Source organism: Ruegeria sp. Alg231-54, from assembly GCF_900143525.1.
GTDB lineage: Bacteria > Pseudomonadota > Alphaproteobacteria > Rhodobacterales > Rhodobacteraceae > Ruegeria.
Map to the genome: position 1 here is coordinate 418177 of NZ_FREZ01000003.1, position 24650 is coordinate 442826.

A 24650-nucleotide genomic window follows, 5' to 3' on the forward strand; every position below is an offset into this window, starting at 1 on the left:
TACGCCGGCAACTTCGGAAAAATCTTCGAATGCACTCAGCAACAATAGTTCAAACACGTGACTCCAAACGAAACGGCATTGACTTTAGTTTCATATGTAACGATATTCGTTGCAAATGAAACAAAACGAGTCACGCGAGCGACATACTTCGGGAGAACACAATGGCTAAGGCATTCGCATCTCAGGGAGATTTGGGTGAAAAGACGGTTAGCTTCACCGAAGTGGGTGAAGGGCTTTGGGCCTTTACTGCTGAAGGTGATCCCAATTCCGGCGTGATCATCGGCGATGATAGTGTCATGATTGTCGAGGCGCAGGCCACGCCACGTCTGGCTGGCAAGGTGATTGAGAAGGTCAGAGAAGTTACCGACAAACCGATCACACATCTGGCGCTAACTCACTATCACGCGGTTCGCGTTCTAGGCGCTTCAGCGTATGGCGCAGATCAGGTTCTCATGTCCGAAACAACCCGAGCGCAGGTTGTCGAACGCGGTCAGGAAGATTGGGACAGTGAGTTTCAGCGTTTTCCACGTCTGTTCGAAGGCCATGAAAGCATTCCCGGACTGACCTGGCCCACCACGACCTTCAAGGATCGCATGAGTGTATACCTCGGCAACCGGCGCGTCGATCTAATGCATCTTGGTCGCGCCCATACTGCCGGTGACATCGTCATTCACGTCCCCGATCAGAACGTCATGTTTACCGGTGACATCGTCGAGTACCACTCGGCCTGCTATTGCGGCGACGGCCATTTCAACGATTGGGGTGGCACTCTGGACAATATCGGCGCATTTGACGTCGATGCTATCGCGCCCGGCCGCGGTGATGCTCTGCTCGGAAAAGACATGGTTGAAGCAGCAATTGAGTCCACCCGGGATTTTGTCCAAAGCACCTATCGCCCGGCCGCTCGTGTCGCCGCTAGCGGCGGCACCCTGAAAGATGCCTGGGACGCTGTACGTGACGCATGCGACCCGAAATTCGCTGACTACGCGATCTACGAACACTGCCTGCCGTTCAATGTTGCGCGCGCCTATGACGAAGCCCGCGGCATCGACACACCACGTATCTGGACGGCGCAGCGGGATCTGGAAATGTGGGAGCAACTGCAAGGCTGAACGCCTGAAGGGAGGGGATTTTCCAATGTTTGATGACCGTTACACGCTCGCCTACAAGAGCTATCCATACGAGAAATCGCCCGATCAGGATATTGACGCGCCGGTGCGTCACCCGGTTGTGGTCATGGGCGGCGGGCCGATCGGAGTCGCCACAGCCCTGGACCTCGGCCGCCAGGGTATTCCGGTGGTTGTGCTTGATGATCATGAGGGCATCGGCATGGGCAGTCGGGCGATTTGTTTCGCAAAGCGCTGCCTGGAAGTGGCCGACCGCTATGGCTGCGGCGAACCGATGCTCAAAAAAGGCGTTGTCTGGAATCTCGGTAAGGTATTCCATCGCGATGACAAGGTATTCGAATTTAACCTGTTGCCGGAAGACGGGCATAAATACCCCGCCTTCATCAATCTACAACAGCCATATTTCGAGCAATACATGATCGATCGCCTGCGCGAGCTGCAGGACAAGGGTGCCCCGATCCAGTTGCGTGGCAAGAACCGTGTGGACAGCGTTGAAGTACACGACGATCACGTCACCCTGACGGTGATGACACCGGATGGGCCATACACCCTTGAAGCGGACTGGCTTATCGGTTGCGACGGCGCCAACTCACCACTGCGCGGGATGCTTGGTCTCGATTTCAGCGGTCGCGTCTTTCAGGACAGCTTCCTGATTGCCGATGTCAAACTGAAAGGCGATCTGAACTTCCCTACTGAGCGCTGGTTCTGGTTTGAACCGACCCACGGCTCTGGCGCCTCAGCGTTGTTGCACAAGCAACCTGATGATGTCTGGCGGATCGACTTCCAGATCGGCTGGGATGTTGACCGCAAAGAAGAACTTAAAGAAGAGAATATCCGTCGCCGATTGGATGCGATGCTGGGGGATGTGGATTATGAAATGGTCTGGTCCTCTATCTACACCTTCCAGTGCAAGCGGATGGACAGTTTCCGCTCGGGGCGGGTGTTTTTTGCTGGTGATGCGGCGCACCAAGTCTCGCCCTTTGGTGCGCGTGGTGCCAATTCCGGCATGCAGGACGTGGACAATCTTGGTTGGAAACTAGGGTTGGTTATTCAAGGCAAAGCGCCGGAGAGCCTGCTTGACACCTACAATGCCGAACGGGTTCACGGCGCGGACGAGAATATTCTGAACTCTACACGGTCCACCGATTTCATCACACCGAAATCAGAAACAAGCCGGATCTTCCGCGATGCCGTGCTCAGCCTGAGCGGAACGTATGAATTCGCACGACCGATGGTCAACTCGGGTCGGCTCTCGGTTCCATGCGTGTACAGTGGATCGGGACTCAATTCCGCTGACGCACTGGCAGGCGGTCCCGAACGGACGCAGCCCGGCGCCCCCTGCCCTGATGCCCCGTTGGGCGATGAATACCTGTTGTCGAAGCTGGGTGATGAGTTCATCCTTTTGACAATCGATGCAGAAGCACCTGAAATTCTGGAAGAGGACGGGATTACGGCACGCCGCCTGGCTCTTTCAACCCGCGACGACCCGACCGGTCAACTCAGGAAACGCTATCTCGGCGAAGCCAGTTCGGCGGTCTACCTGATCCGCCCAGATCAGCATGTCGCTGCCCGCCGAGCGGAATACAACGAAACCCTGATGCGCACCGCCTTGCGCCGTGCGGCCGGTAAAGAAGTAAGCCAATGAGCGATCTGACCCTGACACCGAATATCGACGGAACCGACGATTTCTACGCCGACCTGCTGGCAACGCATGAGGGCAAAACCAAGGCCGAGAGCGATACAATCAACGCAAGGTTAATTCTGATTCTGGCCAACCACATCGGCGACCGGAACGTCCTGAGCCAGGCGCTCAATGCCGCCAACATCACGTAATCCAAGGGAGGATACCATGAATATCAAACTGAAGGGCAACACCCTGCTGCTCGCCGGCATTGCAACCGCTGCAATGTCTATCGCAACGACTACCGTGGCAGAAACCAAACTGGCGCTTTCGAGCTGGCTGCCGCCGCGCCATCCGATCGTTGTTGAGGCAATCAAACCCTGGGCCAAGCAAGTGGAGGAAGTCACCGATGGCCGTGTGACCGTACGTGTGCTTGCAAAGCCCATGGGCCCGCCCCCTGCACATTACGACATGGCTGCCGAAGGTATCGCTGACATCACCTATGGCTTGCATTCCTTTACCACAGATGACCGTTTCACCCGCTCTCGGATCGGTCAGTTCTCGTTCATTGGTGACGATGCCGTTGCTGGTTCCAAAGCATTCTGGAATGTCTATTCCGGCCCGCTGGAGGCGCAGAAAGAACATGAGGGCACCAAACTTCTGGGGCTCTTCGTGCATGGCCCCGGCATGTTGCACAACAATGTCCGCAAGATCGAAAAGACAGACGATTTCTCGGGTCTCAAGATCCGCGTTCCTGGTGGCTACATCTCGGACCTGATGTCTGGTCTCGGCTCCACAACGCTCTTCATGTCTTCGGGTGAGGTGTATGAAAAGCTCTCGCGCGGAGTAATCGATGGCGTGACGTTCCCCTACGATGCTCTGGCTGCGTTCAAGCTGACCGAAGACGTCAAGTACACGATGCAAGTCCCTGGCGGCATCTACAACACCACTTGGTTCATGGTCATGAACGAAGACAAATGGAACGAGATCTCTGAAGAGGATCAGGCAGCCATCGAGGCGATTTCCGGTGAAGCTTTTGCAGCACTGGTTGGCGAAGCTTGGGTCGGTGCAGACAAGAAAGGCAGTGCCGCGGCCGAAAAGGCCGGGATCGAAATCTACGAAGCGCCAGCCGAAGTCGTTGATGCGATCAAGTCCCAAGCCGCAGATGCCGAAACAGCGTGGTCCGAAGCCATCTCGGCGGACGGCTATGACGGCACTGCTGCTCTGGAAGAAATGCGCAAACAAGCTGGCGTGGACTTCTGATCCATGGAGCGGCTTCGCCATCGTTTCCCCGACCAGCCCCCTGATGAGGGGCTGGACATCGGGCTGCTGCTCGACAGATCTCTGGGTGTCGGGGCCGCACTGATCCTGTTCAGCCTCGTCCTCATCACCTGTGTGGATGTAGTTGGGCGCTACCTGTTCAACGCACCGCTTTCCGGCGCCTTCGAACTCACTGAAATACTGCTGGCAGCGCTCGTTTTCCTTGCCTTACCACTGACGACAGAGCGCCGCGAACATGTCGAGGTCGACCTGCTGAATCTGGCGCTTGGACGCAAGACGCAACGTCTTTTGTCTGCGTTTGCTGGCCTGTTCTCTGCAGCCCTGTTAGCCACCTTTTCTTGGCGGCTTTTCACCCATGCGGCCAAGGCCGCACATGACGGCGCGGTGACCAACGCGCTTGAGATTCCACTGGCACCATTCGGCTATCTGGCTGGGGTCTCCTGCATGGTTTCGGCGTTCATCGCATTCCTGCGCGGATTACAACCTCCCATCGAACACGACACCGATCAAGATCACCTAGAGGGCGCCCCATGATTGAATCTCTGATCGGCTTTGCGATCCTTCTGGGACTTATTCTACTGCGCGTGCCCATCGCGTTCGCAATGGCGGCTGTAGGCGGCTTTGGGTTTGCCTATATGCGTGGTTGGGAGCCTGCCTGGGCTATGACAGGGCAAGTGGCCTTTGACACTTCTTTGTCTTACTCCCTTTCGGTCATCCCTCTGTTTATCTTCATGGGCAACGTGTTGGCCGGCTCAGGCGTGGCACACGGGCTGTTTGCCGGTGCCGATCGGCTTTTTGGCAGGCTGCGCGGTGGACTTGCCATGGCTTCGGTCTTTTCTTGCGGCGGGTTCTCCGCGGTGTGTGGCTCATCCCTGGCCACTGCTGCCACGATGTCAAAAGTTGCCATGCCTTCAATGCGTCGTTTTGGCTATGATGACCGGCTGGCGACAGGCTCTATCGCCGCGGGAGGGACACTAGGCATTTTGATCCCGCCGTCGGTGATCCTGATCATCTACGGCCTGTTGACCGAAACCAATATTGCCAAGCTTTTTATCGCGGGAATTGTGCCAGGTATCATTGGTGTGCTGTTTTATCTTGGCGCGGTCATGGTTGCGGTACGGTTGAACCCTTCTCTGGCTCCGGAGGAGGAAAACACCGAACCCATGAGTCGGGCTGACGTCATAGGCGTGATCTGTGTGCTGGGCCTTTTTCTCTTCATCATGGTTGGCATCTATGGTGGGTTCTTCACACCGACTGAGGCGGCCGGAATGGGTGCAGGTGCTTCGATCCTGATCGCCATTGCCCTAAGAACGATGACCTGGCGCAGCTTTTTCGCAACTACGCTGGATTCGATCCGGGCTACTGCCATGATCTTTGCAGTGATTATAGGTGCCGAGCTGTTCACCAATTTCATAAACTACGCCGGACTGCCGGATGCCCTATCAGGCTTTGTTGTCGACAATGAATTGCCGGTCTGGGCGGTCATCTTGTTCATAATGCTGACCTACATGGTTCTTGGTTGTGTGCTTGAAAGCCTGTCGATGATCTTGCTAACAGTGCCGGTCTTTTACCCACTGATGTTTGAGCTTGAGTTTGCCAATGAACTCCTGCTCGATCCCGAAAACGCCCTGATCTGGTTCGCCATTGTGGTTGTTGTGGCCACTGAAATCAGCCTGATCACGCCCCCGGTCGGAATGAATGTCTTCGTGCTGAAGGGCGTGTTGCAAGATGTCTCACTCGGAACGATCTTTCGCGGCGTGCTGCCATTCTGGATCGCGGACATCCTGCGGCTGACCCTGCTCATCCTTGTACCCTCACTGTCACTCTGGCTGGTGGGGTTGATGTGAACGCCTGAGGCGACCGTACGTTGCCTTGGTCTTGAAAACTGCACCCTCGGAAAGGAGAAATCGATGAAAATCGAGAAGATCCATCACGTCGCTTACCGCTGCAAAGACGCAAAAGAGACGGTCGAATGGTATGGGAAAATGCTGAACATGGACTTTATCCTGGCCATCGCCGAGGATCATGTCCCATCTACGCATGAGCCGGACCCCTACATGCATCTGTTTTTGGATGCCGGGAATGGGAATGTTCTGGCTTTCTTCGAGCTGCCCACGAAGCCGGAAATGGGCCGGGATCCCAATACCCCGATCTGGGTGCAGCACATCGCCTTCAAGGTGAAGGATCGTGAAACGCTGCTTCAGTTCAAGGACCATCTGGAAGCTAATGGCGTCGAAGTACTCGGCGTGACCGACCATTCGATTTTCCACTCTATCTACTTCTTTGATCCTTCCGGCCATCGTATCGAACTGGCCTGCCCGGACCCGGAAGAAGAAGCGCTGCTGGAGCGCATGGACGAAGTGAAATGGCTTATGTTGGACGAGTGGTCGAAGACCAAGAAAGCTCCGAAACATGCCGATTGGCTGCATGCCAAAGAACTCAACAAGTCTGCCTGACGGGCGTCCCGTGCCGGATCGGTTTCCAGCGCGGGAACTTATCTTTGGCAAAATCCGAGACGGTTTACCACAAAACAAGGAAGTCATGAAACTATACGGCTATTGGCGCTCGACGACCTCTTTTCGGGTCCGGATCGCACTAAATCTCAAGGGTGTTTCCTATGAAACAGTTCCGGTCAACCTTGTTGCCGGAGAGCAACGCGCGCCGGACTATGTCGCGCTGAACCCCGGCAAGGGCGTCCCTACGCTGATCCTTGAGGACGGTCGTGTACTCACCCAATCGCTTGCGATCATCAATTATCTCGACGCTGCCATACCCGAACCTCCGTTCCTGCCGGAGGACCCGTTCGAGCGTGCGCGGGTACAGGCTGCGGCCCATACCATCGCGATGGACATTCATCCGGTTAACAACCTTAAGGTAACTGTGCATCTGAAGACCCGGTACGGGCTTGCGGCCGAGGATGGGATCGAGTGGTTCCGGCATTGGATGACCGAAGGTTTCCATGCCTACCAAGCGCTTTTGCCAGCTAACACCACCTTCAGTTTTGGTGACAAGCCGGACCTTGCCGATATCTGCCTTGTCGCACAGCTTTACAATGCACATCGCTGGGGCGTCGATATGGCTCCATTCGACCGTCTGCTTGAGATCGAAGAACGCGCATTCACCCTGCCCGCTTTCGACGCCGCCCGACCTGAAAATCAGGCCGACGCCTCCTGAGAGAAATACACTGGCAGACCTCATTCTATTGTAGGTCGACGGCCTTAGCCCAACCAAGAAGGCAATGCTCTTCCGCGTCACCGACTACACGGATTTCTACGCCGGTCGACAGCCAGCGCTCCAGATGGCTTGAGTTGCCCAGATTGGCTTATGTACCTATGTCACCGACGCGGCCTTAAGCAGCGCAGTCACGCCTCGGTCCAGTGCTGCACGGTCCTCGGCCGACATGGAATTCAGCATCCCTTGCGCGCAAGCATCGACTTGTGGCAGCAACTGTTCGAAACACCGATGGCCTTCCGGCGTACAATGATAAACCCTTATCCGGCGATCTTCTTCGGAAATTGCTCTGGTTATCAAACCTTTATCGTCAAGCCTCTGCGCGGCTCGGCTGACTTGAACCTTATCCAGAGTGGTGCGTTGCGAGAGTTCCAGAGAGGTCAGGCTTTTGGCATTGGCAAGTAGAAAAAGCAGGCGCCATTCCTCCCGTGATAGCCCGAATTCGCGCTGGTATACTTCCGTGAGGTTTCGTGAGAACGCTTCGGATGCCACGGCGAGGCGATAGGGAAAGAAGGAATCTAGTTGCATACGAAACTATAATCCCGCTTTGTTTCATATGCAACGACATTTGCCTGCACTGATCTTCGCCATCCTTATGCAGGTTGTTTTGCACACTAAAAGCCGAAGTTGACGAAATCCCGGTTCCCAGTGTTTTGATTCCGTTGCGAAGATTTTTTCTGCTTGCCAGAAAACTGCGGATCCGCTGGATCAAGGTTCCAGATCGGCAATCTGCTGAAACGGACAGATTCCCAGCGTGAACCGACCTTTGCAAAATTTAGCAGTTCTGCAACGCAAAATCCCAAAAGCGAAAGTTGATCGTTGTGTCAGCTTCAGCTGCCAAGAAAGGTCAACACAAGCCTTGGATATAGGCACACACCGAGACTAGCGGAAACACTGGACCCGGAAGTGCAACAAAAACTATTAGCATTCTTGCAGAATACTTTTTACCATGCGGTCAAATTTGGGGGAATTGGATGCTCGATTTAATCATCAGACAGGCCAGCCTGCCAGATGGCAGCGGGCCGGTAGATATCGCGATCAAGGCAGACCGCGTTGCGGAAATTGCGCCTGATATCAAGGCTGAGGCGCATGAGGAGATACAGGCGGCTGGGCGTTTGGTTTCCCCTCCTTTTACGGACCCGCACTTCCATATGGATGCGACCCTGAGCCTAGGGTTGCCGCGCATGAATGTCTCGGGCACGCTTTTGGAGGGTATCGCGCTTTGGGGGGAATTGAAGCCCCTGCTGACACCAGAAGCGGTGATTGAGCGGGCCATGCGCTATTGCGACCTTGCTGTGTCGCAGGGGCTGCTGGCTATCCGTTCGCATGTGGATGTTTCATCCGCCCCGTTGGTGGGCGTTGAAGCGCTCTTGGAGGTACGTAAACAGGTTGCCCCCTATATCGACCTGCAACTGGTGGCATTCCCGCAAGATGGCCTTTACCGATCAGAAAACGCAGAGAGAAACCTGATCCAGGCGCTCGATATGGGTGTCGATGTCGTGGGCGGGATCCCGCATTTTGAACGCACGATGTCGGAAGGGGCTCGATCGGTCACGAGACTGGCCGAGATAGCGGCGGACCGGGGCCTGATGCTGGACCTGCATTGCGACGAAAGCGACGATCCGATGTCACGCCACGTAGAAACGTTGGCCTTTGAGACTACGCGCCTTGGGCTTGGGGGCCGTGTAACTGCAAGCCACGTCACTGCGATGCATTCTTATGACAACTACTATGCATCGAAGCTGATCCCGCTCATCGCAGAAAGCGGTATGAACGCGGTACCCAACCCTCTGATTAATATCACGCTGCAAGGGCGTTCGGACACCTATCCGCGCCGCCGAGGTCTGACCCGCGTGCCAGAGCTGCGCGCGGCCGGTGTAAACGTTGCCTTCGGGCAGGATTGCACAATGGACCCGTGGTATTCGCTCGGGTCCGCTGACATGCTGGAAGTGGCTCATATGGGTGTGCACGCGGTACCGATGACATCCCGAGAAGCGATGGAATGGGCGTTTACTTCCGTCACCCAGAATGGTGCCAAAGCCATGGGCTTGCCCGACCCGACAATCCGCGAGGGCGGCCCTGCCAGTATGGTTGTGCTGCAGGCGCGTGATCCGATTGAAGCTGTTCGCATGAAACCCACCCGCCTTGCCGTAATCAAAAACGGCAAGGTATTGGCCCGTACAGAACCCCGAATGGCCGCGCTTTCGTTGCCCGGCCGCCCCACGACCCTGGATCCCGCAGATTACGCGCCCAGGCCCAATACTCAGGAAGCTTAAGAACAAGAACAATTGCCACCAACAGAAGAGGATCTACCAATGAAACTCACCACAACCCGCCGTCAACTGATGGTCGGCGCTGCGGCCACGTTGGCCCTGCCGGCTTATGTCCGTCGCGTGAACGCACAATCTGCGACCCGAGTCGCTGGCGTGCATATGTCTCCGGTCGAAAACGCGTGGAACAGTCGAATCCACGTAGCGATGCAGGAGGCCGCCGATGCTGGTCTGATCGAGTATGAATTCTCGGAAGGTGTGGCTCCGACTGACTATCCCCGCGCGATGCGCGAGTATGCCGAAGGTGGTGCGCAAATCATTTGGGGCGAGTCCTACGCCGTGGAACGCGAAGCACGCGAAGTGGCGGGCGATTACCCGGATACCGCTTTCCTCATGGGCTCTTCCGGTGGGCCGGAAGGGGACAATTTCGGGGTCTTCGGCACCCGCAACCACGAAGCGGCTTATCTGGCCGGAATGCTTGCGGGCCAAATGTCAGAAAGCAACGTCTTCGGCTCGGTCGGCGGTTATCCCATCCCCGAGGTGAACCTGTTGATCAATGCCTTCCGTATGGGCGTAACCGAGGTGAACCCGGAGGCCACCTTCCTCAACGGCTTTATTGGTGCATGGTTTGATCCAGCCCGCGCGCAGGAAGCTGCGATTGCCCAGATCGATGCGGGCGCGGATGTCCTGTTTGGTGAGCGCATAGGCACTGCGGATGCCGCCCAAGCGCGGGACGTAAAGGCCATCGGTTCGCTTATCGACTATACGCCTCGCTATCCGGGCACAGTCTTTGCCAACGCGATCTGGAATTACGGTCCTACTATCGAGGCCATCGTAGCGGACGTTCAAGCCGGTAATCCAACGGGGCGCAACTACACGGAATATTCCTTCATGGCCCATGGCGGCAATGAACTGATCTATGTCGCCGATGAAGTGCCTGCTGACGCCATCCCGGCGATGGAGGCTAAACAGGCAGCGATCCAATCCGGCGAATGGGATGTTCCGATCGACGAAAGCGAGCCCTCCTGATCCCGCGGGCTTTGACGTGACCGATGCCACGGCTCTTGCGGCCGCCATTACGGCAAGGCAGATCACTGCCGTCGACGTGATGGAGGTAAGTCTTTCTGCCTGCCATGGGCAGGCGGATTTGGGGGCCGTGGCATTTCTGGACGAAGACATGGCGCGCGCCGGGGCAAGTGCAGCAGACGCATTGCCATCTGACCGGCGCGGCCCGTTTCATGGGGTTCCGTTTTTGGTGAAAGACCTTGGTGGTTTCGCAAAAGGGCTACCCGCTGCGGCCGGATCCGCAGCAATCCGCGCAAAAGCGCGTAAACCCGAAAGTGACAGCCGCCTGTTGCAAGATTTGCGCCAAACTGGCTTGATCCCATTTGGCTTGACTACAACACCCGCATTCGGCCTTTCCCTGTCATGCGAACCAGATGGCATGGCTGCGACCCGAAATCCATGGAATCCCACGTTGACACCTGGTGGTTCATCTGGCGGCGCTGCGGCTGCGGTTGCAGCCGGTATCGTAGCAATTGCTCATGCCACGGATGCAGCCGGATCCATCAGAGTACCTGCTGCGTGTTGCGGTTTGACCGGGCTCAAGCCGTCTCGTGGTGCGGTGCCCGGAGGCCCTGATTTTGCCAATCACCTGATGGGCATAGCATCTGAGCTGGTCTTGGCGCGCTCGGTTCGCGACGTGGAGACCGCCCTTCATGCTGTTGTCCAACCTATGGCCCCGGTGCATTTCCCAAAACGTCCCCGTGTCGCGGTGGCATTGCCGGAACGTTGTGGACCTGATCAGCGCAAAGCTGCGGAAGGTGCTGCCGACGCGCTGCGCGACGCAGGCTGTGAAGTGCATGATGTTCGTGCCCCCGACCGGATTGGGGCTGAGGCTCATGAAATCGCCCGAACCATACTGGCTGTTTCGTTGGCTGAGTGGCTGACCGCACTCAAGATCTCTGACGACCAGGTTCCACCGCTCGCAGCCGCCATGGCTACTGAGGGTCGTGCGACACCTGCTACCGCGCTTTTTGCGGCCTCGCGACAGCTGGCACGCCTGACAAATCGCTCCCGCAAGCTTTTTAAATCCGCCGATGCCATCCTGATGCCGGTCCTCTCCTCTGCACCACCCGTAGTCGGCACTTTGGATCTGTCTGGCACTTCCCCCGATGAACACATGGCGCGGCTGGAAGCTTTTGCCCCAAACGCAGCACTTGCCAATGTTGCGGGCTTGCCAGCCCTGGCGCTGCCTTTTGGCATGGCAAATGACCTTCCTCTCGGTGTGCAACTGATTGGTCCCGCCGGCGCCGATTTCGCACTGCTAAAACTCGGTGCACTTATCGAGACCCGCGCGCCCGCACTTTCCTTTCCGTCCCCAATCGCAGGCCTACCCGCATGACCAAGGTTCTTGAGCTTCACGGCATCACTAAGCGTTTTGGAACGCTTACCGCAAATGATGATGTGACCCTGACACTGGCGGAGGGGGAAATCCTTGCGCTTCTGGGTGAAAACGGCGCTGGCAAGACGACGCTGATGAATATCCTGTTTGGCCACTACGCAGCCGACGCAGGTACTGTCAGGGTGTTCGGCGAAGAGCTGCCTCCGGGCCTTCCGCGCGCAGCGATCGAGGTGGGTGTGGGAATGGTTCACCAGCACTTCACGCTTGCGGGCAACCTCACCGTTCTTGAAAACGTCATGCTTGGCTCCGAACCCTTGACGCGCGCGCGTTCCGCTCGTGGTGAGGCGCGCGAAAAGCTGTTGCAGATCGCAGAGCGGTTTGGCCTGCCCGTGAACCCCGAGGCCAAAGTTAGGTCGCTTTCCGTGGGAGAACGCCAGCGTGTTGAAATTCTTAAAGCGCTCTACCGCGACGCGCGTATATTGATACTGGATGAACCTACCGCCGTTCTGGCCCGGCCCGAGGCGATGCGCCTGTTCGAGACCCTGCGCGACATGACGAAAGAGGGTCTTTCGCTTATCTTCATCAGCCACAAACTGCATGAGGTCATGGCTGCCTCTGACCGTGTGGCAGTGCTACGCGGCGGCAAGATGGTTGCAGAACGCAAAACCTCTGAAACCAACCCAGGAGAGCTGGCGGAACTGATGGTTGGCCGCAAAGTGGAACGGCCCGTACGCCATGACCATAAGATTGGCGCGCCAGTTCTGATTGCAAACAATGTGCGCGTGGAAGAGGACGGTGAGTTGCGTCTGGATGACGTGTCATTCACCGTCCATACTGGTGAAATCCTTGGTATCGTTGGCGTTTCAGGCAATGGTCAGGCTTCGCTCGGCGGGTTGCTTTCTGGGTTGGTTCACCCAAGCGCGGGGCAGCTGACACTTCTGGACGAAGATATCGGCCATCTGGGGCCGCGCGGCATGATCCGTGCGGGGGCTGGTAGAGTACCAGAAGACCGACACGCGGAAGGCGTAGTAGGCGAGTTGAGCCTGTGGGAAAATGCAGTGCTCGAACGGCTGCGCACACCAGAGTTTTCGCGCCGCGGCTTTGTCCGGCAAGGCGCCGCTCGCGATTACACCTCAGGGCTGATAGAACGTTTTGATATCCGTGGTGCCAGTCCCGACACGCGAACAAGGCTGTTGTCTGGCGGCAATATGCAAAAGCTTATCCTCGGTCGGGTCCTGACAAACGGACCGCGTTTTGTGCTCGCCAACCAGCCGACGCGAGGCCTCGATGAAGGGGCAATTGCCGCCGTTCATGCCGAGCTTTTGGCTGCACGGGCCGAAGGCGCAGCAATTTTGCTCATCTCTGAAGAACTGGAAGAAGCCGTGGCCCTGTCAGACCGTATACAGGCCATCGTTAAAGGGCGCTTGTCGGAGCCCATATCCGCCAACGAGGCTGACCCGCAACGTCTTGGCCTGATGATGGCGGGTGTTTGGAAGGAAAATGATAATGCGGCTTGAACGACGCACACATGTGCCGCTGCACCTTGTGGTCATTGCGCCGCTGGCCGCGATCTTTACTGCGTTACTTCTCGCTGCGGGTCTCATCGCAGCTGCGGGGGTAAACCCGCTCACGGCGTATGGCGAAATGCTGGCCGGTGCGCTTGGCTCACGCCTTTCGATCACCGAGATGCTGACCCGCGCCACGCCGCTCATTTTCACTGGACTTGCCGCGGCCGTCGCATTCCGTGCACGGCTTTGGAACATCGGAGGTGAGGGACAGTTCTTTGTTGGTGCGCTGGTCACCGCTTGGATCGGGCATTCGCTCGGGGTTCCGGGATGGATTGGTATTCCACTTTTGATGCTAGCAGGCATGACTGCGGGCGCGGCTCTTTTGGCGGGACCTGCCTATTTGCGCCTGCGTTTCGGGGTGGATGAGGTGGTGACGACCCTTCTGCTCAACTTCATCGTAATCCTTTTTGTGGGCCTCATGATTGAAGGCCCGATGCGCGATCCGTTGGCCTTTGGGTGGCCCTCTTCAGTGCCCGTAGACGGAGATTTTCGTCTCCCGGATCTGATCCCGCGCACGCGTCTGCATATCGGGCTGCTTTTTGCCATCGCAGCAGCAGGCGCCGTTTGGCTGATCCTGGCGCGCACCGTTTTTGGCGCTGAAACGCGCGCCGCAGGTTTGAACGCCAGTGCCGCTGCCTTTGCCGGAATATCCCTACCCCGAACGATCATGGGCGTAGCTCTGCTTTCGGGCGCCCTGGCGGGGCTCGCCGGGTCTGTCGAAGTCATGGGTGTTACAGCAGGGGTCACCACCACCATGAGCCCCGGTTTTGGCTATGCAGGCATCGTTGTCGCCATGCTCGCCGCCTTGCATCCGGCCGGCGTCGTTGCTGCCGCTGTTTTCGTTGCTACAGTCTTCGTCGGGGCCGACGCCATGAGCCGCGCGACCGGTGTTCCCAGTTTCATCGCCGATGTGATTGTAGCGCTCTGTTTGCTTACCATGATCGTGGCCCTTCTTTTCACAACCTACCGGGTGCGCCGATGAGTGATGCAATTGATCTGCTGCTGAATACCAGCCTGTGGGCTTCCGTGTTGCGTATTGCCACGCCACTCATATTCGGCGTCCTTGGCGCATTGCTCTGCGAACGTTCGGGCGTGCTCAATCTGGGAATCGAGGGGATCATGACCATGGGCGCGATGAGCGGATGGCTTGCCGTCTATATGGGCGCACCTTTGCTGGTGGGCCTGATGATTGCGGCCCTTTGCGGCGCCGTGATGGGCTTGCTGCATGCCATGCTGACGGTTCCGCTTGGGCTTTCGCAACATGTATCGGGGCTTGGTATTACGCTGTTTGCATCTGCTTTGGCCTACTACCTCTACAGGCTACTTGTCGAAGTGGGTGACTTGCCCCCAACGATAGAGCCTTTCCAGCCGCTCAATGTTCCGGGGCTTTCCGATATACCTGTTCTCGGTCCGATACTGTTTTCCCAAGCCCTTCCGACTTACCTGGCGCTCTTTGCTGTGGCTGCGATGGCTTATGTTCTTGCCCGTACACCGTTAGGGCTAGCCATTCGGATGACCGGTGAAAGCCCGCATGCGGTTGAGGCACAGGGGCTGAACCCCATCCGCATCCGCATCGGCGCAGTTGTTGTCGGATCGGCTTTGATGGCGGTGGGCGGGGCTTTCCTGACGACAACTGCGTTTAACAGCTTTTTCCCGGGTATGGTTCAGGGGCGTGGCTGGATTTGCATTGCGCTGGTCGTCTTCGCCAGCTGGCGGCCCGGCAAGGCGCTGGTTGGCGCCGTATTATTCGCATTCTTTGATGCATACCAACTGCGGCTGCAGACTGCGATTGAAGGCGTACCCTACCAGCTCTTCCTGATGGCGCCTTACGTACTTTCTATCGTCGCGCTCGTCCTTGTCGCCCGCAGAGCCGAAATACCCGCGGCGTTGATGGTACCCTATCGACGCGGTGAACGTTAGCGGATGAGGTGGATGGTTCCTGCACCACCTGTATCGAACGTGCGAAAGTACAGTTGTCACTAACTGCCAGGAAAGAAGCCACCCAATGACGGTAAAGACTGTGGGCCTGGATTTGGCCAAGGACGTTTTCAAGTGCACTGTGTTTCGGCCATGGGGCGTCGGATCATCAACAGGAAGATCAAACGCGCGAAGCTGATCTCCTTTTTCGAGACATTGCCGCGCTGTGTGGTTGGGACAGAGGCTTGCGGTTCATCCCATCACTGGGGGGCTAGCTGAGCAAGTTTGGCCATGACGTTCGGCTCATGCCAGCAGCCTATGTCAAACCCTATTTGAAGCGCGGCAAGACAGACGCAGCGGATGCCGAGGCGATTTGTGAAGCAGTGCGTCGACCAACCATGCGCTTTTTCGAGATCAAGTCCGAAGACCAGCAGGCCGTTCTTGCAATACACCGCGCCCGGGATCTGGTCGTTAGGCAGCGCACCCAGGTCGTCAATATGATCCGCAGCATCCTCCGGGAATTTCAACATATTCTGCCAACCGGTATCGAGGCTGTTTCTAAATTCGCTCGGGAACACGGCACCGAAGCGCAGTTGGAAATGCCCGAGATCGCGGACGAAATTCTTGGCGTGATGTGTCATCAACTGAACGGACTCAATGCGCAGGTTGATGGGCTTACCAAACTGATCGAACAACACGCATGGTATGATCCCGATGCACGACGTCTGATGAGAATGCCGGGGATCGGACCGATCACCGCTTCGGCCGTTGTCGCCACCATTGACGATGCAAAACAGTTCGAGACCGGACTAAATTTGGCGGCTTGGCTGGGGCTGACACCGCTGAACAAATCCAGTGGCGGTCGAGAGCGCCTCGGGCGGATCACAAAGAAGGGTGACCGTTACATCCGAAAACTGTTGATCATCGGAATGACGTCGCGTGCATTTATGGCGAAGAACAAACCTGAGAAAGCGGATATTTGGACCGCCAAGCTGTTCGACGAGAAACCCTTCAGGCTGGCAACGGTCGCCATGGCGAACAAATCCGCCCGGATCATCTGGGCGCCACTAACGAAACAGGAAGAATACCGGCAGCCGATCGCTTGATCCTGCCACGAGATGCAAGACGCTTGATGTGATGATGCGAAACGAAGTCAACCAAGAGTAACGAAAGCCCGGCGAATGTCGTGGCCCCTGAGGTCGTTTAGCCGATAGGAACCTTGCTCGCGGAACTCATCAGGGCCAGTGGCAACTGCCAAGCAAACAGGCCGGACACAGGACTGAACTGAAGGACCATCGCAATCACAGAAATCTCTGGCAATGCAGGAGCCATCTACACAAGACTTTCGTCGGCGGATCGCGGTGCTGCGTCGCAACCCGCGCAGACCGGGCATTGGCTTTGTGGATTACAGATGGCTCCGTTGCGCAGCGAATGGAGGGTAAGCTGCAAGCACACAAAAGCCTGTTTCGAGACCATTAGCCCCACATAAATATTCTAGACCCGACGGCATACTAAAAGCACATCTTACACACCAGAAACGGCTCAGGGCTGTCCATTTCTTCCAGACCTTTACCTGTGATCAGCCAAAACCGATTGCCGACATTGCGCTAAAAGCTGCGGTCGTGACTAACGAGCAGACACGAAGCATTTTGCCTAATCAATTCGTTCTCAAGAGCTTATTACCCTTCAATGTCGAGGTGGCTTGTCGGCTTATCAAGCAAGTAAAAACTTGGAAACTTGAGCCGTAATATCAACATCGCCAAACCCGCCTTTTGCGCTCCAGACAGCGCGCCAATTTTGGTGTCTTGCATCTGTATGTTCACGCGCACTCGCCTGAACACCACGCGTGTTGGTCGCCATTGTCAAACCGTCGTTGGTCAGTGGTTCCGATGGATTCCATCTCCAAATCCTACCAGATGTGCAATCAGGGGATGTCCATTCCATTAGAACCCTCCAGACCTCTAAAAAGCGAAATCTCCAACGCTCTTTTTAGGCATAAGAACACAGTTTCGATGTCGTCAGCTTCGCTTTTACTAAGGCTTCAGAAAACGCGACGGCACACGCTACCCCGTCGACCACGGGCAAACCGAACTCCTCTGAAAGCAGCGACATCAAATCCGTCATACCCGCGCAACCTAGTACAATAGCTTCAGCCCTATCTTCATTAATCGCGGCACGAATTTCGGACCGTATTTTGTCGACGGTCTTTGGGTCGTTTTCCTCAAGCTTCAAAACTGGCACATCTGACGCGCGAACCCGGACACATCGGCGGTCTAGACCATAGCGCAACAGGTTCGCTTCCAATCCCGCAAGCGACCGGGACAATGTCGTAATAACGCTAAATTTTGGGCTAATCATGGACGCGGCGTGATAGGCCGCTTCACCAACACCGATCACCGGGGCAGATGTGACGCAGCGCACCGCATCAACGCCAGTGTCGTCGAAACAGGCAACGACAATCGCGTCCGCGTCCGGGTATTGCGAAACAACTTCCAGCAAGCCCGGAACGCAGGTCGAAACATCGAGGTATCCCTGAATACTAGCCGGGCCATCGTGCGAGTTGACGGCCACAATCTCGGTTTCGGCATGTGCGACCGCCCGCGCTGCAGCCTTGATCTTTCGGGTCATGGAACTTGTGGTATTGGGGTTGACGACAAGCAGTTTCACGACATCCTCACACTTCTCCGCCCAGATAGGCAGCTTTGATCCTCGGATCAGTCAGAAGTTCCTTGGAATTTCCTGAAATCACTACGTTCCCGGTCGTCAACGCATAGGCGCGATGCGAAATTGACAACGCCATACGCGAATTCTGTTCGACCAAAAGAACCGAAACCCCTTCGTCGCGGTTAATGGCCACAATGGAACGGGCAATGTCCTGCACCAGTTTGGGCGCGATGCCCAGCGACGGTTCATCCAGCAGCAGCAGACGGGGTTTCGCCATCAATGCCCGGCCGATTACCATCATTTGCTGCTCACCCCCTGAAAGGGTCCCGGCGGATTGGGAAAACCGTTCCTTCAGGCGCGGAAACCGTTCCAATACAGACTCCAAGGTCTGCTGAATTCCGGCCTTGTCCGACCGGGTGAACGCGCCCATCAGCAGGTTGTCTTTTACCGTCATGTAGGGAAAAACCCGGCGCCCTTCCGGTACCATAGCAATACCTCTGGACACAATCTCGGCAGGGTTAGTACCGGCGATCTGTTCACCCTCAAACGCGACCGAACCGGACTTTACTTTGGCCAGCCCGGTGATTGCGCGCAAGATCGAACTTTTGCCCGCCCCGTTGGCACCGATCAGAGCAACGGTTTCACCCTGCTCCAGATCAATCGACACGCCTTTCAGCGCGTAAACGTGATCGTAGTAGAGTTCGACATCCTTGAATTCCAACATTTTTGTCATGGCTCAGATCCCGATCTCGTCATCTGCGCTGCCCAGATAGGCTTCGATAACCCTTTCGTTGTTCTGAATTTCCGCCGGCACGCCTTCGGCAATCATTTCACCAAAGTTCAGCACCACAATCCGGTCGGAAATATTCATTACCGCTGGCATGTCGTGTTCCACCAGCAGCACCGTAACACCCCGGTCATCGCGGACCTTGCGGACCAGATTGACCATTTTCATGGTCTCGTCGTGGTTCATGCCCGCAAAGGGCTCATCCAACAGCAAAACTTTGGGGTCGGTGGCCAATCCGATAGCAATTCCCAACGCCCTCAGGTTGCCCTGAGGCAGGTTCGAGGCCTGTTCATTCGCGATCTCGGTCATGGCGAGGAACTCAATCAGGTCGTCGGCATATTGCCCGAAACTGTCGACATCCTCATGCGCTGTTCTGGTGCCCCAGAAATATCCCGCCAGAGAGGCCCGGGCGCGCAGGTGCTGGGCGACAATTATGCTTTCCCGCACGGTCATCGACTTGAAAATCGTCGTTTCCTGAAACGTGCGAACAACACCTTTGCGCGCCACCACGTGAGGTTTCAGGTTTGAAATCCTTTCACCGTTGAACAGTACCTCACCCGTCGTCGTGGGCAAAAAAGACGAGATCATCTTGAACAGGGTGCTTTTGCCCGCCCCGTTTGGCCCGATAACCGAAAGGATTTCGTTCTCATTGACATTAAATGAGATATCGCTGTTGGCGATCAGGCCACCAAACTTTTTGGTGACATGGCGGACTTCCAGAATATGGCTCATTTGTCCGTTCCTTTTTTGCCCGGCAAACGCATGCTAAGCAGCCCGTTCGGCAGAAACAGCATCAGGATGATCAGCAAACTGGAATAGGCCAGAAGCTGGAAGCGGCCGAGTTCGAACAAAAGGTCCCAGCCGAAATACAGCACTAAGGTGCCCAGCATCGGACCAAAGACATAGCCCAACCCGCCAAGAAAGCAGTTCAGCATGAAGTTCACACTGTCGGCGACCTGAAAGCTGGAGGGATAGACCGACTGTGCGATTGAGCCGAACATGGCCCCGCCGATACCGCCCAGAAAGGATGAGATCGCAAACACAATGACCCGGATATACGAGATGTTGACGCCGATAGAGCTTGCCAGTTCCTCATTCTGCTGCATCGACCGGCACAGGTGACCAAGCCGCGAATTCACCAGGCGGTACATCGCGCCGAAGGTCAGCACCATCAACACGCAAGCCGCGTAGTAGAAAGCCAGCCTCGGGTTCTCAAGCGTGGCGAAATCGGGGACCAAGGTCAGCCCCAGGATCGACACACCACCGGGCAACGGGATCGAGGTGATGCCCTTTGCCCCATTGGTGACAGGCAACGCAAGCGCGGTCAGCGTGACCACCTGCGTCAGAACCAGCGAGATCATCGCAAAATAGACACCGCGCAGCCGCAAGATCGGAACCCCGATCACGACCGCTACCCCGGCGGCAAACAGCCCTGCAAGTGGCAGGGACAGCCAGAAGGACATGCCCGCCTTCGTTACCAGAATAGCCGAGACATAGGCCCCGATCAGGGCAAAGGCGCCCTGCCCGATATTAATACGACCGATATAGAAGGTCAGCCAGACACCCGCACTTGCGATAGACAACAACGCCACCGCGGTCAGGGTATAATACAGGTCCGATCGTCCAGCGGCCGCGATAAAGCTGGGCACTGCGATAAAAATCGCCATCAGGAACACAGCCAATCCGGTCCATTGGATCATTTGGAATTTTGGCACTGCGTTATCCCCACGGTTTACCCATCAGCCCTTGTGGGCGGATGGCCAGGAAAATCATAAGCGATACGAAAATCAGCAGATAGGTTATGTCGCCATATTGCGAGAGAACAGCCAGACCGATGGCTTCGAGAAACCCAAGAATGATCCCACCTGCAATTGCGCCGGATATCACCCCTGCACCACCGATCATCACCATCATGAAGGCTTTGATCGAGGTCGGCCCGCCCATGCCAAGATTGACGCCCGTGATGGTCACCAGCAATCCACCAACCAAACCTGCCAGCATGGCGCCAAGCGCGAACCCGATCATCGAATACTGGGCGACGTTGACGCCCATCAACTGCGCTGCCGTCCGATCCTGCGCCAGCGCGCGCAGCGCTCGGCCGGTTTTGGAATATTGCATAAACAAGATAAACGAGACGATCGACAGAATAGCCAGAACACAGATCAGGATGCGATCATAGGGCATGATCAATCGGAAATCCCAATTGAAAACCCCGTCAACAATTTTGGGGACGCCGCGCTGTTTTTCGCCAAAAACAAGCAGGATGACCGCGTCGAAGAAAAAGGCCAACCCGGCCGCCAGCAGCATTGTGCTTTCCTCGCGCGAAGATCGCCGTATGACCGGCGCAAACAGAAAACGCTCGATCAATGCGCCAAGAACCGCAAGGGTGAGGCAGGACGCCAAGAGAGCCAGCACAAACGGCCAACCGAGTTGGCCGTAAAATGTATAGGTGACGAAACCGCCAAGAACATACATCTGCCCATGGGCAAAATTCAGCACGTTCATCAGGGCGAAAATCAGCGTCAGTCCAAGGGCGATCATCGCATATTGCGCGCCCAGATAGATCCCATTTGCTAATATTTGTTCCATGAGTGTCCCGCTTAAGTTTCGGGTATCCCGGGCCGATTATCAGCCCGGGAGAGTGAGTGGCACGTTAGGTTCTGTCTTGATTGGGAGTATTGCCTCAGTCGACTTCGGCGACAAACAGCGTCTCAAACGCGCCATCCTGATAGACATTCACCACCAAGGGAACGGCGATCTGGCGCTTTTGCCCGAATGACGTCGAACCCACATACCGCATCTTAGCGTCACCTTTCATAAAAGGGTTTGGCGCTTCAAAGGTATCCATGGTTGTCTGGAACGCTGTGACATCCTCGATACCTGCGGGATTGGCGTTCAACGTCGCAAGAATGTACTCCAGCGCGTAAACCTTGGTGTTGGACTCGTCGTTATACTCGCCGAACATATCGGTATAGCGTTTGACGAATTCCTTCATATCATCCGAAGCGATCTCAGGGGTTGACGCGCCGCCAACGGAAATGAACCCGTTGGCCAGGTCCCCTGCCCCTTCGCGCAGTACCGTCGCATCCTGCGCGGTTTCGGTTGAGATGAGGCCCTGGAATCCAAGCTCACGCGCCGACCGGATCAACTGAGGCGCATTAGCCGGAGAAACACCGGACAAAACCAGCAAGTCAGGCTGCGTGCGCATGACCGGTGTCAGCACCGGCGTGAAATCAGTGGTATCCACCTGGTAGGTCACGTTGTCAGAAACAACCTCAAGACCCAACAACTTGGCTGCTTCGACACCACCATCCCGTTGGCTCAGTGGGTCGGACTCGTTCGCGGCAACGAAAGCAACGGACGATACGCCCTTTTCGTCCTTCAGGTATTTATAGATCGCTGGGCCAGACTGATAGTTTGCGACCATGCCAAGCACCGCATTCGATGCCGGGGCGGTGTACAACTCTTTCGGGAAGGCATAGGGGAAATACATGATCCCCTGCGCTTCGGCGACGGGGCGCACCGCTGCAGCACCATCATCCACGTTTGGCCCCACCACATAGTGGATACCCTCTTGCGCCATCTTCTCCATACCGGCAATTGCGCGCTTGGGGTCTTTCTGATCATCGAAAGAAACGATTTCGATGTCGTACGTGGTATCGCCGATCTTGTATCCACCGGCCTCGTTTATCCAATCTGCCCGCGCTTCCATTGAGCGCTGATTGGAAATCCCCCAGGCCGCAGCCGGACCAGAGGTTACTCCAACAAAGCCTATTTTTAGCACCGGGTTTTCCGCCCAGGCTGCCGATCCCAGAACGGATGCGGCCAAAGCCAAAGCAGCCGATGATTTCATCAGATTTCTGCGTTTCATTGTTTCCTCCCTTTTGAGGTCTCGGCGCCTCTTTGGGGCGCTTGAATAACTAAACCGTGTCACAGGTCGAATCCCGGTGATCAGGATAATTCCTGCATTGTTAACAATTCTTGTCAACATATTTTGTTCTCAACAAGATTGATATTGTCGACACAAACCCGATATATTGTAAGGAGAAAGCCTTACAGCTATTAACAATTTTCAAGCGTATTCCACCGGCATGGAACCAGATGACAAACGAAGCTGAAGACAAGCTCGACACCTTGCGAACCGATCCCGACGAACAAATGATCGTCGACCGGATTTACTCAGCCGTTATGGAGCAAAAGCTTGCGCCCAGAACCAAACTGAGCGAACTGGCATTGTGTGAGACCTTTGGTGTTGGCCGAATGCGCGTGCGCCGCGCGTTGCTTTTGCTCAGTAGTCAGGGAATCGTCGATCTCCAATCTAATCGAGGCGCCTATGTTGCATGCCCCAGCGCTGACGAAGCCCGCGAAGTTTTTGTTGCCCGCCTGATGATTGAAACCGGGATCGTGCGGGAACTGGCACGCGGCATTGGCGAAATTGGCATTCAGGCCCTGCGCGCCCATGTCGAGAAGGAAGAGGTTGCCCGCAAAAGCGATGACCGAACCGAAATCATCCGCCTTTCGGGTGCATTTCATGTCGAACTAGCTAAGCGCCATGAGAACCCGGTTCTGACCCGCGTTGTGCGCGAATTGGTAACCCGAACTTCTCTGATCGTCGCGCTTTTCGGAACAAGCCAAGCCTCAATGTGCCCAGATGATGAGCACGCATCAATAATCGACGCCATCGTCTGCGGAGATCCACATTCCGCTGAAGAAGCCATTCGTGATCACCTCCTGCACGTTCAAAACAGTTTGGATTTAGAGCAGACGCAGAAGGCGGAACCCGACCTAGTCAAGATTCTTACCGGGCGTATTTAATTTGCTTTTTGTTCCAAAAATCTCTGACGACGGACAGCGGCCAATGCCAACGCGCTTGCTCTTCACCCAGAAACTCCAATTATCGTAGTTGAGGGAAACTATCTACTGACGGATAGCGACCCGTGGAGAACATTGGCAGATGTCTATACTGCAACGGTTTTTGTGGTGTTATCACGTTCACTGTCGTTCGGTTGCTCAAGCCCGTAATTGGTCGTAGGTGGCATCGATGAAGTCATCGCCGATCAGCTACAAGCGCAGCCGGTTTCCTCCTCAGATAATCGCGCATACTGTGTGGCTGTACGTTCGCTTCAATCTGAGTCTGCGAGAAGTTGAAGAGATGCTTTTGCAGCGTGGGATCAATGTGTCTTACGAAACTGTCCGGCGTTGGGTCATCAAATTCGGGCCAGCGGTAGCTCGAAACCTGCGGCAGAGACAGGAAGTCCAGGTGATGTCTGGCATCTGGATGAAGTTGCCTTGAGGATCTCAGGTCGCAACGATTGGCTCTGGCGCGCGGTCGATCAACATGGCGTCATGCTGGACGAAATCCTCCAATCGAAACGGGACAAACGGGCCGCAAAACGGCTGTTGCGCCGCCTGATAAAGCGCCTTGGTTTCGTATTCCCAAGCGGATCATCACGGACAAACTGCGCTCGTATGGTGCCGCCAAGCGTGAGATCGCGCCGGGGTTGGATCATTGGTCGCACAAGGGCTTGAACAATTGAGACGAGAACAGCCACCTCCCTTTCCGAAAGCGGGAAAGGACGATGCAAGAGCCGTCGCTCTCCAGGAGGGTTGCAAAGGTTCGTGGCGACCCACTCTGCCATCCGCAATTGCTTTAGCATCCCAGCTCGCCGCCGCTCGGCCTTAACAATTCGATATAGCCACCTTGAGGCCTTTGACGCCTGGAATGCCGCGACTCGAGCTGCATGAAATCCGGCATCAGCATTCTTTGGTGGCCAGGAAGC

Annotated in this window: 24 protein-coding genes and 1 pseudogene; 17 read left to right on the forward strand and 8 right to left on the reverse strand. The window is 56.1% G+C overall.

Going from position 1 to position 24650, the window contains the following annotated elements; translation table 11 throughout:
- Window positions 1–161: 161 nt before the first annotated feature.
- The 8 genes from DHN12_RS08730 to maiA all read left to right on the forward strand — a co-directional run bounded on the left by DHN12_RS08730 (window position 162) and on the right by maiA (window position 7203).
- The gene (locus tag DHN12_RS08730; protein ID WP_108859835.1) at window positions 162–1112 is read left to right on the forward strand and encodes an MBL fold metallo-hydrolase; all 951 of its coding nucleotides are present in this window, start codon (window positions 162–164) and stop codon (window positions 1110–1112) included.
- A 25-nt stretch (window positions 1113–1137) separates the two neighbouring features.
- Window positions 1138–2772 carry an FAD-dependent oxidoreductase gene (locus DHN12_RS08735; RefSeq protein WP_108859836.1) on the forward strand — a complete coding sequence of 545 codons (1635 nt, stop codon included), beginning with the start codon at window positions 1138–1140 and terminating at the stop codon, window positions 2770–2772.
- On the forward strand, window positions 2769–2960 hold the full coding sequence (locus DHN12_RS08740; protein WP_108859837.1) for a DUF2783 domain-containing protein: 192 nt from the start codon (window positions 2769–2771) through the stop codon (window positions 2958–2960). The genes DHN12_RS08735 and DHN12_RS08740 overlap by 4 nt, the downstream gene beginning before the upstream one ends.
- Before the next feature lie 16 nt (window positions 2961–2976).
- Entirely contained in the window at window positions 2977–4011 is a 1035-nt protein-coding gene (locus tag DHN12_RS08745) for a TRAP transporter substrate-binding protein (RefSeq protein ID WP_108859838.1), read from the forward strand.
- Between the two features lie 3 nt (window positions 4012–4014).
- The gene (locus DHN12_RS08750; protein ID WP_082637164.1) at window positions 4015–4563 is read left to right on the forward strand and encodes a TRAP transporter small permease; all 549 of its coding nucleotides are present in this window, start codon (window positions 4015–4017) and stop codon (window positions 4561–4563) included.
- The gene (locus tag DHN12_RS08755; protein WP_108859839.1) at window positions 4560–5876 is read left to right on the forward strand and encodes a TRAP transporter large permease; all 1317 of its coding nucleotides are present in this window, start codon (window positions 4560–4562) and stop codon (window positions 5874–5876) included. Before DHN12_RS08750 ends, DHN12_RS08755 begins: the two co-directional genes overlap by 4 nt.
- Before the next feature lie 63 nt (window positions 5877–5939).
- The gene (locus tag DHN12_RS08760) at window positions 5940–6485 is read left to right on the forward strand and encodes a VOC family protein (protein WP_058274548.1); all 546 of its coding nucleotides are present in this window, start codon (window positions 5940–5942) and stop codon (window positions 6483–6485) included.
- A gap of 85 nt (window positions 6486–6570) precedes the next feature.
- A complete protein-coding gene (maiA, locus tag DHN12_RS08765) occupies window positions 6571–7203 on the forward strand; it encodes a maleylacetoacetate isomerase (protein WP_108859840.1) in 633 nt (210 codons plus the stop codon).
- Between the two features lie 156 nt (window positions 7204–7359).
- Here the strand turns inward: maiA and DHN12_RS08770 are convergent, their stop codons facing one another.
- Entirely contained in the window at window positions 7360–7788 is a 429-nt protein-coding gene (locus DHN12_RS08770; RefSeq protein WP_108859841.1) for a MarR family winged helix-turn-helix transcriptional regulator, read from the reverse strand.
- Window positions 7789–8234: 446 nt separating this feature from the next.
- Between DHN12_RS08770 and DHN12_RS08780 the strand changes: the two genes are divergently transcribed.
- From DHN12_RS08780 to DHN12_RS08810, 7 genes are all read left to right on the forward strand, one after another.
- Window positions 8235–9536, forward strand: coding sequence for an amidohydrolase family protein (locus tag DHN12_RS08780; protein ID WP_108859843.1), 1302 nt, complete (start codon window positions 8235–8237; stop codon window positions 9534–9536).
- Window positions 9537–9575: 39 nt separating this feature from the next.
- Window positions 9576–10559: a BMP family protein gene (locus DHN12_RS08785; RefSeq protein ID WP_108859844.1), complete on the forward strand. Its 984-nt coding sequence runs from the start codon at window positions 9576–9578 to the stop codon at window positions 10557–10559.
- Complete coding sequence (locus tag DHN12_RS08790) at window positions 10528–11934, forward strand: amidase (protein ID WP_159090001.1); 1407 nt, start codon at window positions 10528–10530, stop codon at window positions 11932–11934. The genes DHN12_RS08785 and DHN12_RS08790 overlap by 32 nt, the downstream gene beginning before the upstream one ends.
- Window positions 11931–13451, forward strand: a complete 1521-nt coding sequence (locus tag DHN12_RS08795; protein WP_108859846.1) for an ABC transporter ATP-binding protein — start codon at window positions 11931–11933, stop codon at window positions 13449–13451. The genes DHN12_RS08790 and DHN12_RS08795 overlap by 4 nt, the downstream gene beginning before the upstream one ends.
- Window positions 13441–14484: an ABC transporter permease gene (locus DHN12_RS08800; RefSeq protein WP_108859847.1), complete on the forward strand. Its 1044-nt coding sequence runs from the start codon at window positions 13441–13443 to the stop codon at window positions 14482–14484. The genes DHN12_RS08795 and DHN12_RS08800 overlap by 11 nt, the downstream gene beginning before the upstream one ends.
- A complete protein-coding gene (locus DHN12_RS08805) occupies window positions 14481–15422 on the forward strand; it encodes an ABC transporter permease (RefSeq protein ID WP_108859848.1) in 942 nt (313 codons plus the stop codon). Before DHN12_RS08800 ends, DHN12_RS08805 begins: the two co-directional genes overlap by 4 nt.
- A 302-nt stretch (window positions 15423–15724) precedes the next feature.
- Window positions 15725–16525, forward strand: coding sequence for an IS110 family transposase (locus DHN12_RS08810; RefSeq protein ID WP_306418397.1), 801 nt, complete (start codon window positions 15725–15727; stop codon window positions 16523–16525).
- Window positions 16526–17132: 607 nt separating this feature from the next.
- Here the strand turns inward: DHN12_RS08810 and DHN12_RS24785 are convergent.
- The 7 genes from DHN12_RS24785 to DHN12_RS08845 form a co-directional block, all read right to left on the reverse strand.
- Complete coding sequence (locus tag DHN12_RS24785) at window positions 17133–17279, reverse strand: hypothetical protein (protein ID WP_234416588.1); 147 nt, start codon at window positions 17277–17279, stop codon at window positions 17133–17135.
- A gap of 129 nt (window positions 17280–17408) precedes the next feature.
- Window positions 17409–18086 (reverse strand): aspartate/glutamate racemase family protein, encoded by a 678-nt coding sequence (locus DHN12_RS08820; protein WP_108859849.1) that lies wholly within the window; start codon window positions 18084–18086, stop codon window positions 17409–17411.
- Between the two features lie 7 nt (window positions 18087–18093).
- On the reverse strand, window positions 18094–18807 hold the full coding sequence (locus tag DHN12_RS08825; protein WP_373455755.1) for an ABC transporter ATP-binding protein: 714 nt from the start codon (window positions 18805–18807) through the stop codon (window positions 18094–18096).
- Between the two features lie 12 nt (window positions 18808–18819).
- Window positions 18820–19602: an ABC transporter ATP-binding protein gene (locus DHN12_RS08830; protein WP_108859851.1), complete on the reverse strand. Its 783-nt coding sequence runs from the start codon at window positions 19600–19602 to the stop codon at window positions 18820–18822.
- Window positions 19599–20570: a branched-chain amino acid ABC transporter permease gene (locus tag DHN12_RS08835; RefSeq protein WP_108859852.1), complete on the reverse strand. Its 972-nt coding sequence runs from the start codon at window positions 20568–20570 to the stop codon at window positions 19599–19601. Before DHN12_RS08835 ends, DHN12_RS08830 begins: the two co-directional genes overlap by 4 nt.
- A gap of 19 nt (window positions 20571–20589) precedes the next feature.
- A complete protein-coding gene (locus DHN12_RS08840) occupies window positions 20590–21459 on the reverse strand; it encodes a branched-chain amino acid ABC transporter permease (protein ID WP_108859853.1) in 870 nt (289 codons plus the stop codon).
- Window positions 21460–21553: 94 nt separating this feature from the next.
- Entirely contained in the window at window positions 21554–22741 is a 1188-nt protein-coding gene (locus DHN12_RS08845; protein ID WP_108859854.1) for an ABC transporter substrate-binding protein, read from the reverse strand.
- 230 nt (window positions 22742–22971) lie between these two features.
- Here DHN12_RS08845 and DHN12_RS08850 point away from each other — a divergent pair, with 230 nt between their 5' ends.
- The gene (locus DHN12_RS08850) at window positions 22972–23685 is read left to right on the forward strand and encodes a GntR family transcriptional regulator (protein ID WP_108859932.1); all 714 of its coding nucleotides are present in this window, start codon (window positions 22972–22974) and stop codon (window positions 23683–23685) included.
- Window positions 23686–23911: 226 nt separating this feature from the next.
- Window positions 23912–24615, forward strand: a pseudogene (locus DHN12_RS08855) (IS6 family transposase).
- Window positions 24616–24650: the final 35 nt, after the last annotated feature.